The following is a 16,229-nucleotide window of genomic DNA, read 5'->3' on the forward strand; positions in this document are numbered from 1 at the left end:
TAAATAATGTAATTACACAGTTTAAGATAACTAAAATGGGTCGTATGAAAAATCATAATTTAAATTGTAGCTTACTAGTTGAATCATTCATGAAATCTGTTAATCCATCGATGGTCCCATCGTAAGACAAATGAATGTTGTATTTTTGGACAATCTTTGAAAGCGTATGATTGATTTCTACATCCGAGTGCGCAGCATTCATTTGAAGTGCAATTTCCTTAGTCACTTCGACTTGTGTTGAAAAATGATTTAAATCAATTTTTTCAAGCTCTGCTACATATAGAAGTAAGTCATCGTTGATTTTTCTAAAGTCATCTAATTTATAATCGATTGAAGATTTAGCTTGATTCAGCCAATCGATAATCCTTTTTACGTTCTTTGAATTCTCAATGTAGTAAATCAAGCTGATACTCATCAAACCCGTGACACTTGCGCCTACGAATGTTGTTAATACATCCCCGATGATCGGGATATTGAGTGCGGGAATTTTCCTCATAGCCTCCATAACAACGGTTCCTAAAATAATCGAGGCGCCAGTAGAAATGAGAATGGCGACCGATTTAATGACTTCACCATGCGGCAAGTTTTTGGGATTGAGTATTAGTACGTTCAAAGCTTCTACAACAGTAGATAAGCTTTCACGGATAATCTTTACGATGTTTTTTGCGGATGTGACAAATATGTTGATCAAAGTTGTCACTAACGACGATAAAATTCCTGACAGCACGCCATCCTTAAATCCCTGAATAATCTCTTTGTACTTTTTACAGACGCGTTTGAACGCAGTCTTCATGATATTCGCCATTTCACTAAAGAATAGTTTCAAATCAAAAGAAGTTCGCATCATTTTGATCAAGAGGGGTAACTCTGATTTTACTATCATCACAACCTCAGCTAAAATCACACCTAATGCCTGTCTTAAACCCATTTTAATACCGAGTTTATAACTAGATTTGATGGTATCATTCAAAAATTTAGTACTCGTGTAGTATTTACTCTCCAGTTGTTTGTCATAGCTATCGCGTGCTTCTTTCTCGGCACTCTCCATTTTTTTTGCATCAACTGATTCCAACTGAATGAGTTTATTCAATTCTTTTTTTTCACGGTCGTCGAGAGTAGACTGACTGGAAAGTTCTTTTATTCGTTCCTGTCTGTCAGGTCGCATGTTATCTAATGAATCATTGAACTGTTTTGTGGTTTTGGCGCCTTTTGAACGATTGATGGAACGGTTCGTATGCTTTAGATTGGTGGACTGGTTGGCGAGTTCAACACCGTCTGCACCGGCTAGGATGCGACCAGCATCCGCTTGGATTTCTTTAGCAGAAACAACATGATCCAAATCGATTTTTTCATTACGGGAAATCTTTTTTCCTGTGTAAGCATCTTCTAAAACACCTTGATCCTTTTGGATAGCGCCTTCTCTGTTGCGATCAATATAGTTTTTCTGACTGTGATACTTTGTAGAGGTTGATTTATCGTAATTGCTCTGTACCTCGTAATCACGTTGGTTGTTTTCGTTAGCATATCCTTCGAACTGAGAATCACCATTTTGCATAGCTCTGACGTTATGAATGGTATCCACATCTCCGCCGTGACGATCTTTTACAAATAAAAGATCTAATCCAAAGGAAGTAATTAAACTTTTGATGATCACTTCCTGATATTGATTTAAAAGATCTTTTACAGGAAATTTTTCTGAAGTACTGACTGGTTGGTTTGTTTTTAAGTTTTGCACAAGACCGTATGTCTCTATTGTATTCATGGGAACACCTCGTCATATTTTATTTGGAAGAGATACAGAGAGAGCATATAGACAGCTAAATAATTAGAGTCTCTTTTGCTGCACGAATTAGCTCGGATAAGATGATTTTTTAAAAGTTAATAATTCACAAAAATGTCTTATTAGCAATATATGTTAATTCTATAAAAGTAAGTTTATTCTTTCTTTGATTTTTTATTAGAATAGTAAATGATTTATTCGAAATCAGTTTAGTGTGAAAATTTTTTGTAGGGTTACTCTTCAATAACCTTGTATTCATGCGATTTTTCATTCGATATTGGAAAAGAAATACGGAAGGCGGTTTGATATCCATTACTTGTAGAGAATATTGTTGTGTTTGGTGAATGGATTGAATGCTGTTATGTTATCTGATTGATAAGTATTTAAAATATATATTTTATGTATGTTTTCAAAAGAACAAGGGTAACTGTAACTGTTAGCTCGAAAGCAAAAACTGACATTTACGGAGGCGGACAAAATGAAGCAACTGGATGGATTTCCAACATCGTACTGGCGGACTTCGATTGAACCTTCAACTTATCCACAGCTAGACGATAATCTGACGAGTGATGTCGTCGTCATCGGGGCCGGAATTGCCGGACTCGTGACAGCCGTTCAACTGATCGAACAGGGCTATAACGTGACGTTGATTGAAGCCGACCGCATTGCAAGCGGGACTACCGGATATACGACAGCGAAAGTCTCGTCGCAGCACGGTTTGATTTATGACGAACTGATCCAGACATTCGGCGAAGAGAAGGCACGGCTATACCACGAAGCGAATGAAGAAGCGATTCGTTTCCTGCGTGATCAGACAACACGTCTTGGAATTGAGTGTGAGCTTGAAGAACAGGATGCGTATCTCTATGTCGCGTCAACCGGACCAAAACACAAGCAACTGGCCAAGGAAGCGGATGCCTACAGTCGGCTTGGTATCAATGGAGGAGATGCGACGGAAGAGGTCAAAGCCAAGTTGCCGTATCCGGTCGAACAGGCCCTTGTTATCCGTAATCAGGCCCAGTTCCATCCAGTCAAATACTTACTTGGTCTCGCCCGTTATTTCACTGAGCAAGGCGGGAAGCTGTATGAACAGACACGGGCGACGTCCGTTGAATCGAAACGGACGCCGGCGGTGCTGCTTGAATCCGGTCATCAGATCGAGGCGAAGAAAGTCATTGTCGCGACACACTTTCCGTTCAATGATTTCAAAGGGCTGTACTTCTCGAAACTCGAGGTACATCGTTCTTATATCGTATCGGGACTTGTTCCGGAAGATTTCCCAGACGGCATGTTCATGAGTGCCGATAAACCAAGCCGTTCGTTCCGTCATACGCATACAGCGGACGGGAAACGACTCGGACTGTTCGGTGGGGAAAATCATCTGTCGGGCCATCAGACGGATACGAAAGCCAACTATCAAGCATTGGCTCATTTCGCAGAGAGTGAATTTGATGTCGCCCAAATCGAGCAATTCTGGTCGGCCCAGGATTTGATTTCGCTTGATAAAGTGCCGTACATCGGACAGATGACGAGTGATGATCCGAATATCCTTGTTGCGACCGGATTTGCGAAGTGGGGAATGACGAACGGGATTGCAGCAGGACTGCTTTTGTCTGATTTATTAACGGGCACGCCGAACCGTTTCCGGGGATTGTTTGATCCGAACCGGTCGAAGTTGCATAAACAGGATGCCAAACAGTTCGCGAAGAACAATGCCGATGTTGCGATTGAACTGTTGAAGGGGAAAGTCAGTCGCGCCAGTCAATCAGCGGACGACCTCGGCATCGATGAAGGCGGACTCGTCCGTCATGCCGGGAAGACGGTCGGAGGATACCGCGATGAGTCAGGTGAGTTGCATCTCGTCAAGACGACGTGTACGCACATGGGATGCGACGTCAAATGGAACAACGGGGAACGGTCATGGGATTGTCCGTGTCACGGCTCGCGGTTTGATTACCGGGGAAATGTATTAGAAGGTCCGGCGGTAAAACCGTTGAAAAAATTGAATTAATCCTAAGCCGTCTCTGGTACCAGAGACGGTTTTTTAATTGAATTGGAAGAGATATCTTGAAACTTTCTATTGTTGGAGAGTCAATAGTTTTATGTCCGTCTGACCTTAAATAATTCGAATGATATCAGAATTTAATATTCAATCCGATTTTTTATGTGCTATAATTACCTGGTATTAAAAATATTCAAGCGTTTAACTATATCGGTCGGGTCGATCTTCATGTGGATGTTACGAATTCACCGTCACGGACGCCGTTTACAGGTTTTATATCAAGTTCATTTCATAGTAGCGTCGTGAACGCTGTACGAATTCGAGGAGGAAGCAACACATGAGTAAAGAAAAAATCGCCCAGCTCCGCAAACACGTTTCGCCTTTTGAGAAGGCAGACGTCAAATCCAGCGTCCAGCAGATGATCAATACGATCTTGCCGTTTCTCGTCGCCTGGTTCCTGGCGTATCAAGCCTTGCAGATTTCCGTTTGGCTCGCTGTTCCGCTTGCGATCGTCGCAGCCGGTTTCGTCGTCCGGATGTTCATCATCTTCCATGACTGTACACACGGGTCATTCTTTAAAAACAAAAAAGCCAATGCGATCGTCGGAACGATCACAGGCATCCTAACCTTGTTCCCGTATGAGAAGTGGAAACGTGAGCACTCGATCCACCATGCATCAAGCGGCAACTTGGACAAACGCGGTGTCGGTGACATCTGGGTCATGACGATTGAAGAATATGTCGAAGCCTCAAAATGGACACGTCTGAAGTACCGTCTTTACCGGAATCCGCTCGTCATGTTTGGTCTTGGACCACTCCTGTTGATTCTTGTCGTCAGCCGCTTCAATCGGAAAGACGCCCGGAAAAAAGAACGCATCAATACGCATGTCATCAATGCCTCATTGATCGTCTTATACGGCATCATGATTTACTTCATCGGATGGCAGGCATTCCTGATCATTCAAGGAACGACGATGTTCACGGCAGGCGTACTCGGAATTTGGTTATTCTACGTCCAGCATACGTTCGAAGATTCGTATTTCGAAGATGAGAGTGAATGGGATTACGTCAAGGCCGCAATCGAAGGCAGCTCGTATTATGAATTGCCGAAAGTCTTGCAGTGGGTGACAGGGAACATCGGTTTCCACCATGTTCACCACTTAAGTCCACGTGTGCCGAACTACAACTTAGAAAAAGCCCATACGGCGACACCACCGCTTCAAAAAGCGACGACGATCGGATTGTTCTCAAGTCTGAAGTCGCTTCGCTACAAGCTGTATGATGCTAAAAATAAAACGTTTGTGACATTCGGCGAAATCAAGCATCTCTTGCGTGAACCGAAAACATCTGTCATGTGATCAATCGTGTCTTACTTCTCTTCAAGAGGAGTAAGGCATTTTTTTGTTGAACCCTCCGACTTTTGCCGTATGTGTCGTTTTGACATCCGTGGTACGATGGCAAGTATTGAAAGGAGGGATGTTCGGATGCGTCGTCCATCGATTGGCTACATCATGGCAGGAGCTATCTTGCTTTTATTATTCGGATTCAGTTCGATGAGTTATCAGCAACAATCGCTGATTCCGTTGTTGACCAATCATATCCCACTCGGCTGGGTCTATGCTTTTTCGTTCGTCTCGTTTCATTATGAGGTGCCGATCAGTGTCGCGTCGTTAGGTCCAGCGGCGTTCCTCGAGTTCTTCATCCGTAAAGGGATGCATGCCGGTCTGTTCTTCATCCTCGGGACAAGCCTTGTCCACGTCCTACGTACAAGGGGATACCGGCCTGTTCCAGCTGCTTTCTTTGCCGCGACTACAGCGATTACGGTCGGAGTCTTTGATGAGTTTCATCAGCAATTGACCGGCGGACGGACGCCGTTAGTCGGAGACGTCATCATCGACGGAAGTGGTGCGGCCTTCGGGATTGTCCTCTACACTGCGCTTCGTCTTTTCCTAAAAGCCGATCGCCTTGTCAAATCGGAATATCAGCAATCGAGCTAAACACAAAAATACCCGGTCGTCTCAATCTTGCTGAGGCGACCGGGTATTTGAACGATTAGAAGCGTTGGACCCACTCGATTTTGTATTGCGTCCGACCAAATTGTTTACGAAGCATCGTATCCGCTTTTTTTCGTGCAGCTGTGTGGTCGCCGGCTTTAATGATCAGGCGGTCCGTATCGACTACTTCATCCTGTTCAATGACATGATACTGAATCGTATATTCCTTATTAAAAAGTCCTAATAACCCCAAGAAAATCACTCCCATTTTTTTCATTCTATTAGTTATTATATGGTATTAAAATGCGGAATGCAATTTATATCAATGACTTTTGTCTCACCTAGTAAGAAAACGTTTGTGGTTCTAAAGAATCACATCTAAAATATTTCAAATGTTACAAGGAATCCTTATATCGCTTCAATAAATCTATTTAATATGATTTTTACTGGAATAAATTATATTAAATATAGGTCTTTAGACATGATTTTAAAAAACTTATTTTTATATCTAAAATATATTTAAAAATAGTTTTTTATGTATTAACAAGAATTGACTTGGAACTCTTATGGAATTATCGGTATGATAAGAGAAGTAAGAAAAAGAGGTGAACCAATGAATGAAAAAATGAAACAAATCAGACAAAGAAAGCCGTCTGCTACAATACGCGAAAAACTTTATTTTTGGTTACTTTTACTGAGTACGGTTGCGACAGGTTGTGGTTTAGTCATCGTTGTCCTGGCACTGGGAACGATAGGAATTGTAATCGTCGGCATGGTCCTTCTTTTGCTCGGTATCGTCTGGGTGCGCCAGTGGAACCGGGTAATGACGATCCGGACGGACGGGATTGTCTTGAACGAACAGCAGCAGCCACTCGTTTATGAACAACTTCGACAGGACGCTGAACGATTGGGATTTTGGAAAGTGCCGGAAATCACCGTAACCAACCATAAGACAATCAACCGTCCGCGGACGATCGGCTTGTTTCAAAAGTATCTGCTTGTCTTACCGACCGGTTATTCGGTCGATGAGACGACGCGCTTCGAACTGATACGCGAACTCGTCCATTTGAAACAAAACTATGAAGAAAAACGGATGCTGCTGTTACTCGGGAGTTGGGTGCCTTTCCTTAGAAGTGCGTATCTCAGGGCGTGTGAAGAGACAGCTGACCGTATGGCACTGGCTTGTCTAACGGAAGAGGAACGTGTTACAGCGCTCGTCCGGTCTGTCGTTGGTCCAGTTTCCTGGCAGACGTTGAACCTGACCGCCTACATCGATCAAAAACGACAACCGATGCCGTTTGCCGCCGTACTCAGCGAACTGTTCCGAAACCAATCGTCCATTTCCCGTCGATTGACGTTTGCCGGACTCGACGCGTCACGAAAACGATCTGCCCGTGTAGCAAGTGTTGTCCTCGTCAGTCTGAGTTGTCTGGGACTGGCCGGTCTGGTCTTCGTTGCGACAGAGCTTAAACTGCCCCAATGGTTGACAGACAGTGTCTCTTCCGTCGAACAACAGACAACTGCAAAAGAAGATCTTGGAGAATCGAAACTGATGGCGGCAATTCAAAAGGGGACACTGGCAGAAATCGAAGCGTTGATTCCGAAGAGTGACATGGAAGCAGTCGATGCTGACGGAGATACGGCTTTGCATTATCTTGGGTACCGGAAGTCAAGTAAAGGGCTGGATACAGTCTTTAAAGCCTTGCTGGCTGCCGGGAGCGACGTCGACGCCGTCAATGAGTTCGGCGAACGGCCGTTCATCACCGCGGTCTACAGCAACAACAAGGAATTGGTTGAGTTGTACTTAAAACGGGGCGAAAAAATCAATCAGCAGGATGACGAGAAATATACACCGCTCCATCACGCCGTTGAGGGCGAAGGAAAAGAGACGGTCAAACTCTTGCTCGAGCGTGGCGCGGATCCGGCGATCAAAAATGCCGATGGTTATACACCGCTGATGATGGCACAGGAATATGAACTCGATGACATCATCGCCTTGCTGAAACAAAATCAGACCCAGACGTTATGAACACAAAAACAGGAGGGGATATGGATCCGCCTCCTGTAAATGCAAAAAGACCGGCTGTTAAGCCCGGTCTTTTTTTGATGACTTATTTTGTTTCTGCTTTTGTATCGATGATTCGACCTTCGATTGAGTAGTTGACTTCGCCGAGTGACTTCGTGAAGTCGCGGAGGTTTTCCCAGTCCGACAGACCAAGATCCGTCACACGTCCCGCTTTATAAGCAACTTCGAACGGCGTAAGTCCGTCGCCACCTTTAGCCGTGAAGGCATTGGTTGCGATGACGTACGTTTTCGTCAAGTCAAGTGGTTCGAACGTGTCGCCGTTTTTGACTTCCATCTTCGTGACACGGTCGCCTTTCGCGAGTTTGCTGCTGTACTCGAACTTCATGCCCGAGACGTGGAGGAAGCCACCGTTCTCGATTGGTGCGACACCAACGCTGATTTCAAGCAGGTCTTTGATTTCCTGACCTGTCAATTTCGCTGTCGCGAGTGTGTTACCGAAGGGAAGAGTCGTTAAGACTTCACCGACTGTGAGTGGACCGGCATTGATGGCAGCACGGATTCCGCCACCGTTTTGCATGGCGATGACTGTATCTTTGTTATATTCTTTCGCTTTTTGGAGCATACCGTCCGTGATCAGGTTTCCGAGTGCCGTTTCACTGTTGCGGACGCTGACTTCGCCACGCGGGTTCACGAGTTCGTTGACGATGTTGGCGCCGACTTCTTCGTTTTTGAGTTCTGTGATTTGATCGGCATATGGTTTGAGAATCGAAGCGGCCGTTGCATCTTCCGCTGCTTTCGAGACGTCGATCAATGATCCTTTATACTCTGTCAATTTCCCTTTGTAATCGAACGTCAAGTTCAGGTTACCGAGGAAATCACCGTATTGGTAGGCTTGGGCAATGATTGTCGGTTCTGCTTTACCCGGTACGATCGTATCATCAACGACGACCGGTGTTTCGAGTTTCGTATGCGAGTGACCACCGACGATGACATCGATGCCGTCCACATTGCGTGCGAGCAACTGGTCGTTGTCGACTGCCGGATTATCGTCAAAACCAATGTGTGTCAAGGCGACGATCTTGTTGACGCCACGGTCTTCCAGTTTCTTGACGGCTGCTTTCGCGCTATCGATGTAGTTCGCAAAGGCAACAGATCCCGGACTCGAAATATCCGCTGTTTCTTCTGTCGTCAGACCGAAGAAGCCGATTTTTTGTCCTTTGTATTCTTTGATGATTCCTTGATAGATTTTGCCTTTTTCAGGACCCGCTGTGATCGTTTTCGATTGCAGACCACCGAGTAATTCGTTTTTGCTGAAATCAACGTTCGCTGTGATGAACGGGAATTTGGCTTTCGTGACGAATTCTTGTAAAGCTAAATGATTGTCCGCATCTCCGAGATCGAACTCGTGGTTACCGAACGTCATCATGTCGTATTTCATATAGTTCATGAGCTCAAGATCAGCTTGGCCTTTAAATTTGTTGAAGTAAAGCGAACCAGAGAAGACATCGCCTGCGTCAAGTAAAAGTGACGGAGTACCGTCTGCTTTATAGGCAGTACGGAGTTCTTTAATGACGGTAGCGCGTTTTGGTGCTTTATCGAGGTTTGCGTGCGTATCGTTCGTGTGCATCAAACCGATCGAGAAGTCATCTTTATTGATATCGAGGACGTTGATTTTTGCTTTAAGTGTAATCGTCTTACCGAGACGTGTGTAGCTTGCGACAGCATATTTCACGCCGGCTTCACTCGTATCGACTTTCGTCCAATGCACCGGCTTGTCATAGACGCGGCCTGTTGCATAGAGGACAGCCAATGTTTTTGGAAGTTCCGGTTTTTCACCGACATAGATCGTCTGTTCTTTAACACTTTCGACGAACTTCACGGCATAGTTTTGAATGAGGATTTTTACTTCGATCGGTGATTTCTTCTTGCCATACGTTCCTTTGATCGTCTGATAGCGGTTGAAGATGTGACGATCATAACTGTTCCACGTGATTTTCTCGCCCTTGTATGTAGCCGGTAACTTGACTGGGGCACCTTTTGTGAAGACGAGTGACTTGAGTTTGACCGTTTTGACTTTGACATGCGTTGCTGCGGATACAGTAGTCTGCGCAACCGGCACGATTGCCGATGTCGTCAGGGCGACAGCGACGGCTGCCGCGTAAAGCGGTTTTGATTTATACATACGTAAAAATCCTCCTTCAAAGTGGGTGTATGAATACAAGGTCGAAATGCGATCGTTGACCTCTTCTTCTACTATAAGTCGTTCTAGGTATCTGGTGCGATAAAACTTTTGTAAAATTCGTAAATTCTTAGGTCGGACGACATAACAACCAGGGACAGATGTTTGTTAGGGAACAAAAATCCAGTTAATTGGACCTAATTTCAAAAAATGATAACGCTTTCATTATAATCTGTCTGATTAAAAAAAGAAATGGAAACATACATCAAATCGTCAAACATTCCCATTAATTGATAATCTATTGGTGGAGTTCAGAGTGCGAATTCTGTATGATGAAGAAACGAGGAAAATAGCGGGAGGAGAGCAATGAGACGATGAAAGAGACGATTCAGGGAACCATGGTTCTGGTCATTTTATGTGTAATGAGCATTTTATTGATTTGGGGATTGTCATCCCCGCCCACGACGATTGAATTTCCACTTCTATCCCATTCGAAACCAGTTAACAGCGATGTCTTTTCTATCGTTGCTAACTGGTTTTTTTGTCGGTCAGAAAGCTACAGTTTGGTGTCGGTTTGCCCAATACATTGACATGAATTTTAACGATGGCTAGAATTGATTAAGTGTATGGCACCTGGTGCCTACTTTTTAATAGGAGAAGAGTGCTTGGAAAAGGAAGGGAGGAATCAATCAACGTGCAGGCATCTGCCTGTCCGCGGTCGGTCGTTCGTTTGAAGAATCGCGAACGGAGCCCGTTTTTTTATTTTGAAGTGGATGCAACGGAACTAAAATACATGTACCTTTACAGATCGGAAGGAAATTAATTATGTGGAAAGAAATGAAAAGCATCATCCGCGAACAAGTGGAGAATTTTCCGCTGATTCGCCGCCTCGCCCGTTATGAGATTAAATCGGCGCACGCGGAGCAACGACTTGGACTTTTGTGGGAGCTTTTGAATCCCGGTTTACAGATCTTTATTTACTGGTTCGTCTTTGGTGTCGGTCTGAAAGGGAATAAAAACGTCGACGGTGATACGCCGTTCATCGTCTGGCTCCTCTGCGGAATCGTCGTCTGGTTCTTCATCAACGATGCTTTGTTGCGCGGATCGAACTCGATCAACAGTCGACTGGCGATGGTAACGAAAATGCGTTTCCCGATGAGTGCAATTCCATCGTATGTCATCTTATCGCGGATGTATCAACATTTCGCGATGCTCCTGATCGTCTTCATCGTCATCATCCTAAATGGTATTCCGATTACATGGAAGTTACTCCAGCTCCCGTATTATATGGCAGCGACCTACATTTTCGTCTATGCGTTCTCACTTTGTTTCTCAACATTGATTACGCTCGTCAAAGACATTCAATTGTTCCTGCAGTCAATGATGCGGATGCTCTTTTATCTGACACCGATTCTGTGGAATATCGAACGGTTCCCGGACGTCTTACATGGTGTGCTTCGTCTGAACCCGGTCTTTTACCTTGTTGAAGGATACCGTGCCAGTCTGCTTGGCGGTGCCTGGGTCTGGCAAGAGTGGCCGACGGGACTTTATTTCTGGAGCGTGACATTGCTCTTGTTCACAGCCGGAACGTTTTTACACATCAAGTTCCGTAAATCATTCACCGAGCTCGTTTAAGGAAGGAAATCGCCATGTCTATGATAAAACTCGACCATGTCACGAAACGGTTTGATATGGTCACGACGACAAAAGAAAAATTCAAGCTACTGTTTAAGAATCAAAGTAAAAACGTCAAGACGTTCACGGCGCTCCGCGATGTCTCACTTGATATCGGGTCCGGTGAAGTCGTCGGTCTTGTCGGGATCAACGGTTCCGGGAAATCGACGCTGTCGAACTTAATCTCCGGCATCATCTACGCTAATGAAGGTGACGTCGCGATCAATGGGGAAGTAGCGATCATCGCTGTGTCCCAGGGGCTGAAAAACGTGCTGACCGGTCGTGAGAACATCCATTTGAAATGTTTGATGCTCGGGATGGACGATGCAGAAATCGAACGCCGGATGCCGGGTATCATTGATTTCGCGGATATCGGAGATTTCATCGATCAACCGATTAAAAAATATTCGAGCGGGATGAAGTCACGACTCGGATTTGCGATTGCCGTCAATGTCGACGCCGACATCTTGATCGTCGATGAAGCCTTGTCGGTCGGTGACCAGACATTCTATAACCGGTGTATCGACAAGATGAACGAGTTTAAAAACGAAGGCAAAACAATCATCTTCGTCAGTCACTCGCTAAACCAAATCCGGAGCTTCTGTGAGCGGGTCATCTGGCTCGAATACGGACAGGTCAAGCTCGACGGGACGACGAAGGAAGTCGTACCGGAATACAAGAAGTTCCTGACTGAATACAAGAAGCTGACGAAAGAAGAACAGCACCAGTATCGGCGGGATCGTCTGAAGGAGCAGGGCGCACAAGCAAAACCAGGCAAGAAAAACACCGATGCGGAAGATACGGTCAAACATCCGGGGTGGATCTTGTCAGGGATCAGTTTACTTGTACTTGCAGCCGGCACTCTGATGGTCATTGATGAGACACCGTCGTTTGCGACGTTAACGGAAGCAGTCACTAAATTATTTTAAGGACGGATCAGGGACACTTGTCTCTGGTCTTTTTTTTTCTAAAACAGGGAACAAGACACTAGAAAGCGAATGTTTATCAAGTAGCGGATGAAGCGACGAGGAGGAATGGGCATGTCAAAAGTCAGAAAAGCGATTATCCCGGCAGCCGGTCTTGGGACCCGGTTTTTACCGGCAACCAAAGCGATGCCGAAAGAAATGTTACCGATTTTAACGAAACCGACAATCCAGTACATTGTTGAGGAGGCTGTGGCGTCGGGCATCGAACAGATCATCATCGTCTCCGGGCGAAACAAGCGGGCGATTGAGGATCATTTTGACCATGCACCGGAACTCGAGAACATCCTGCGTCAAAAAGGAAAACTCGATTTATTGAAAGAGGTCGATGCCTCGACGACGATGGCAGAAATTCATTATATTCGTCAAAAAGAACCGAAAGGACTTGGACATGCGATTTGGAGTGCCCGTCATTTCATCGGCGATGAACCGTTTGCCGTCCTGCTCGGCGACGACATCCTCGTCTCGGAAGAACCGGGTCTGAAACAACTGATCGATCAATACGAAGAACTGGACGCATCGGTCGTCGGTGTCCGTCACGTGCCGACTGAAGATACGCACCGGTACGGTATCATCGATCCGCTGAATCAGACAGGACGTCGTTACCAGGTCCGGCAGTTCGTCGAAAAACCGGTCCAGGGAACAGCACCGTCCAATATGGCGATCATCGGGCGGTATATCCTGACTCCGGCCATCTTCAAATTCCTGGCGACGCAGGAAGCCGGATCAGGCGGAGAGATTCAGCTGACGGATGCGATTGAACGGCTGAATGGACAGGAAGACGTCTATGGATATGAGGTCGAAGGGAAACGGTTCGATGTCGGGGAAAAGATGGGGTATGTCGAGACGACGTTAGCGTTTGCGCTCGAAGACGCGGAGATTCAGGATGAGGTCAAAGCTTTGCTACACCGTTACGTTAAGGGATGGACGGAGTAAAACGTAAAAAAAGCTCACAACGTGAGCTTTGCAGGGTTCTATTATGTTTGTTCCGGCTTCATGTAAGTCTTGACACGAGGTGCCTTGTACGACCGGAACCGTTCAAGCAGTCGTTCCGGATCAGACTCGACGATCAGCATCGCAGCATGTTCGGGAATCAGGAAACCCTGCGTCTCCATTTGCTGAAACAGTTGGACGAGCGAATCATAATAGCCGTCGATGTTCAGGATACCGCACGGTTTTTCATGCAGTCCGAGCTGCGCCCATGTAAAGACTTCAAAAAATTCTTCCATCGTTCCGGGACCACCCGGCAGGATGATGAAGCCGTCGGCAAGTTCCGCCATTTTGGCTTTTCGGTCGTGCATCGATTCGACAAGATGAAGTTCCGTCAGATTCGGATGGGCAATCTCTTTTTCCTGCAGGAAACGCGGCAGGACACCGACTGCCTGTCCGTTTGCTGCGAGGACAGCGTCCGCAACGGCACCCATCGTCCCGACGCGTGAACCGCCGTAAACGAGCCCGATTCGATGTCTTGCCAATGCTGTTCCGAGAGTAGTCGCTGCTTCACGGAAAACAGGTGTTGCTCCGTCTTTAGAACCACAAAATACCGCTAACTTTTTCATCCATAGGTCCCCCTCATTAAAAATCGTCTTCTGTCAACATATCACATCATGACGTTTCAAATAAGAGGGATTTTGTATGGATATCACGAAGAAGAACGAATCAAGAAACGTCAAAGTGAAGGAGGAAAAGATGAGACCCAAAACCATCGTCTGGCTCGTATTGCTGATTGCGGCAATCAATCTTGCAATCGGTATTTGGATTCCGGAATCGCCTGCCCGAACAACGGTCAGCAGCATTCTGCTTGGACTGGTCGTCCTGCTTGGAGTAGGTTATTTTGTTGCGTTGCGCCGTTCGTCAAAATAAGGCTAAACCCGTTTCGTTTGCGTGCTGCAAACGAAACGGGTTTTTTTGTGAAGAAGAATCAAAGAGATTAGAGTGATTGAATATTCTAAAAAATCTATTTTCATACACTTTATCGACACAAAGATGGATAAAATGTAAAAAAGATACACGTTTCGTGACCTATGACCTAAGCCAAAAGATGTGGTAAGTGTAAATAATGTGCAAAACACACTAAATATTCGTATTCGAATATCCGAAGGGGGTCTAAGGATATATGATGTTGTTACGAAGCTAGACAAAAAAATTAGGAGGTTATTCATTATGAACTTGAAAAAGAAATTAGGATTAGTTGCTGGAGCACTTGCTTTAACTGCATCACTTGGTCTAGGAACTATTGATTCTGTTAAAACTATTGATGTGGCAGGAAACGGTTTACCGCTCGAGTATTCAGTAAAACGTGATGTAGCAGGGAACGGCTTACCGCTCGAATATTCAGTAAAACGAGTATAATTTTATTTCTTTATATATTTTTCTTTGACCGTTTCAATAATTTTTTTGTATTCGTCCATACGTAATAAATCAAATAAAAAATAGGCTTTTTCGTATATATCAGAAATTTCTTGTCTATCGTGATTTAATTGTTCTAAACAAGCTCCTTTTTGAGAAAAAAGTTGTCCTAATAATGACATATCTTTGAAATTTAAGCTTTGATCAATTGCATCATTTATGAGCTTTAATGCTTGTTCGGGTCTTTTAAAATCAAGTAATATTTTTGAAAAATTATATGAAATTCTTATTTTGTTAATTAGTAGCTCATCGCTATCAAAATTCAATTGTAATATCTCTTCATAAACTTTAATGCTATGTTGATAGATTTTATTTTCAGAGTATAAGTTAGCGATAGCTGATTTGATTCGTATTAACATATTGGGAGAATAATGGATTGTTGAATACTTTTCCGATAATTGCTGTAATTCAACAATACAGGTTCTGTAATCTATTTTATTGAGTCGATAAGCACATAAGTAAAAATAATATTTATAAAGTAAAGTTGACTCTAACTCTACTCCTTTACTTCTGGCAAGCAGAATAAATTTTGTTTCTTGATAAATACTAGAAAATTCTTGATTTCGAAATCTAGATACTAAAGACTCATCTATTATTTTTATTGAATTTTGTTGCTCGGTGTGATCTAAAAAGACTGTGATTGGAACTTGTAGTCTTCGTGATAACGCGTATAGCAAATCAACGGTCGGAGAATGTGTCCCACTTTCAATCTTACTGATTTCCGCTTGGCTGCAAATTCCATTCGCCAAATCCTTCTGTGTCAGCTTATGTTTCTTGCGAAGACGGCGAAGGGCAAGACCAATCTGCGGTGACGTGAATTGATCCATCGGGTTCTGTCCTTTCTGTCCAGTGGATTTGAGAAAACGATACCCTTCTCCATTATAAGAGGGAACGGGATCTGATACCAAATTTTTAGTTCAACAAGTCGTCAACGTGTTGTCTGCCATTTTAACGAAAGAAAGGGGTAACTCCTATGAATCTCACCTTTAAAGAATCGCGCCGGACCATGACATCTTACGGCTGGTGCTTAAATGTTGCTACTGTCTCGGTCGCACCCTTGGCAAGTCGGGAAATGGACCGGATCAAACCGCCAGCGAAACGAGAACTAAAAACTTCATGATGACGTCGCTTGATGACGTGGCTTCATTCCGTCACAGGTCTGAAGCCCTTTTTATTATTATCT

General features: G+C 44.5%; 15 protein-coding genes. 10 read left to right on the forward strand and 5 right to left on the reverse strand.

Annotation, left to right across the window (positions count from 1 at the left end; all coding sequences use genetic code 11):
• Nucleotides 1-52 precede the first annotated feature (52 nt).
• The gene (locus P402_RS16175; RefSeq protein WP_051525112.1) at nt 53-1,762 is read right to left on the reverse strand and encodes a hypothetical protein; all 1,710 of its coding nucleotides are present in this window, start codon (nt 1,760-1,762) and stop codon (nt 53-55) included.
• 496 nt (nt 1,763-2,258) lie between these two features.
• On the opposite strand from P402_RS16175, the gene P402_RS0103340 reads away from it, so the two are divergent.
• From P402_RS0103340 to P402_RS0103350, 3 genes are all read left to right on the forward strand, one after another.
• On the forward strand, nt 2,259-3,791 hold the full coding sequence (locus tag P402_RS0103340; RefSeq protein WP_026827409.1) for an FAD-dependent oxidoreductase: 1,533 nt from the start codon (nt 2,259-2,261) through the stop codon (nt 3,789-3,791).
• A 328-nt stretch (nt 3,792-4,119) separates the two neighbouring features.
• Nucleotides 4,120-5,139 (forward strand): fatty acid desaturase, encoded by a 1,020-nt coding sequence (locus P402_RS0103345; protein WP_026827410.1) that lies wholly within the window; start codon nt 4,120-4,122, stop codon nt 5,137-5,139.
• Between the two features lie 126 nt (nt 5,140-5,265).
• Complete coding sequence (locus P402_RS0103350) at nt 5,266-5,778, forward strand: VanZ family protein (protein WP_026827411.1); 513 nt, start codon at nt 5,266-5,268, stop codon at nt 5,776-5,778.
• Nucleotides 5,779-5,833: 55 nt separating this feature from the next.
• Here the strand turns inward: P402_RS0103350 and P402_RS0103355 are convergent, their stop codons facing one another.
• Entirely contained in the window at nt 5,834-6,028 is a 195-nt protein-coding gene (locus P402_RS0103355) for a hypothetical protein (RefSeq protein WP_152538816.1), read from the reverse strand.
• Nucleotides 6,029-6,388: 360 nt separating this feature from the next.
• On the opposite strand from P402_RS0103355, the gene P402_RS0103360 reads away from it, so the two are divergent.
• Complete coding sequence (locus P402_RS0103360; RefSeq protein ID WP_051525113.1) at nt 6,389-7,804, forward strand: ankyrin repeat domain-containing protein; 1,416 nt, start codon at nt 6,389-6,391, stop codon at nt 7,802-7,804.
• An 82-nt stretch (nt 7,805-7,886) separates the two neighbouring features.
• Here P402_RS0103360 and P402_RS0103365 read toward each other — a convergent pair whose 3' ends face one another.
• Complete coding sequence (locus tag P402_RS0103365) at nt 7,887-9,983, reverse strand: 5'-nucleotidase C-terminal domain-containing protein (protein ID WP_026827414.1); 2,097 nt, start codon at nt 9,981-9,983, stop codon at nt 7,887-7,889.
• Between the two features lie 822 nt (nt 9,984-10,805).
• Between P402_RS0103365 and P402_RS0103370 the strand changes: the two genes are divergently transcribed.
• From P402_RS0103370 to galU, 3 genes are all read left to right on the forward strand, one after another.
• On the forward strand, nt 10,806-11,615 hold the full coding sequence (locus tag P402_RS0103370) for an ABC transporter permease (protein WP_026827415.1): 810 nt from the start codon (nt 10,806-10,808) through the stop codon (nt 11,613-11,615).
• Between the two features lie 14 nt (nt 11,616-11,629).
• Nucleotides 11,630-12,583 (forward strand): ABC transporter ATP-binding protein, encoded by a 954-nt coding sequence (locus P402_RS16180; protein ID WP_051525114.1) that lies wholly within the window; start codon nt 11,630-11,632, stop codon nt 12,581-12,583.
• A gap of 111 nt (nt 12,584-12,694) precedes the next feature.
• Nucleotides 12,695-13,573: a UTP--glucose-1-phosphate uridylyltransferase GalU gene (galU, locus tag P402_RS0103380; RefSeq protein WP_026827416.1), complete on the forward strand. Its 879-nt coding sequence runs from the start codon at nt 12,695-12,697 to the stop codon at nt 13,571-13,573.
• Between the two features lie 41 nt (nt 13,574-13,614).
• Here the strand turns inward: galU and P402_RS0103385 are convergent, their stop codons facing one another.
• Nucleotides 13,615-14,196, reverse strand: a complete 582-nt coding sequence (locus P402_RS0103385) for a TIGR00730 family Rossman fold protein (protein WP_026827417.1) — start codon at nt 14,194-14,196, stop codon at nt 13,615-13,617.
• A 130-nt stretch (nt 14,197-14,326) separates the two neighbouring features.
• Between P402_RS0103385 and P402_RS17035 the strand changes: the two genes are divergently transcribed.
• Nucleotides 14,327-14,500, forward strand: a complete 174-nt coding sequence (locus tag P402_RS17035) for a hypothetical protein (protein WP_200868715.1) — start codon at nt 14,327-14,329, stop codon at nt 14,498-14,500.
• Between the two features lie 300 nt (nt 14,501-14,800).
• Nucleotides 14,801-14,989 (forward strand): hypothetical protein, encoded by a 189-nt coding sequence (locus tag P402_RS0103395; RefSeq protein WP_026827418.1) that lies wholly within the window; start codon nt 14,801-14,803, stop codon nt 14,987-14,989.
• A 2-nt stretch (nt 14,990-14,991) separates the two neighbouring features.
• On the opposite strand, the gene P402_RS16190 is transcribed toward P402_RS0103395, so the two are convergent.
• The gene (locus tag P402_RS16190; protein ID WP_034769671.1) at nt 14,992-15,873 is read right to left on the reverse strand and encodes a helix-turn-helix domain-containing protein; all 882 of its coding nucleotides are present in this window, start codon (nt 15,871-15,873) and stop codon (nt 14,992-14,994) included.
• 146 nt (nt 15,874-16,019) lie between these two features.
• Here P402_RS16190 and P402_RS16975 point away from each other — a divergent pair, with 146 nt between their 5' ends.
• Nucleotides 16,020-16,166 (forward strand): hypothetical protein, encoded by a 147-nt coding sequence (locus P402_RS16975; RefSeq protein ID WP_160168605.1) that lies wholly within the window; start codon nt 16,020-16,022, stop codon nt 16,164-16,166.
• The last annotated feature ends 63 nt before the right edge of the window (nt 16,167-16,229 follow it).

The organism is Exiguobacterium sibiricum 7-3, assembly GCF_000620865.1.
In the GTDB taxonomy this organism is placed as follows: Bacteria; Bacillota; Bacilli; order Exiguobacteriales; family Exiguobacteriaceae; genus Exiguobacterium_A; species Exiguobacterium_A sibiricum_A.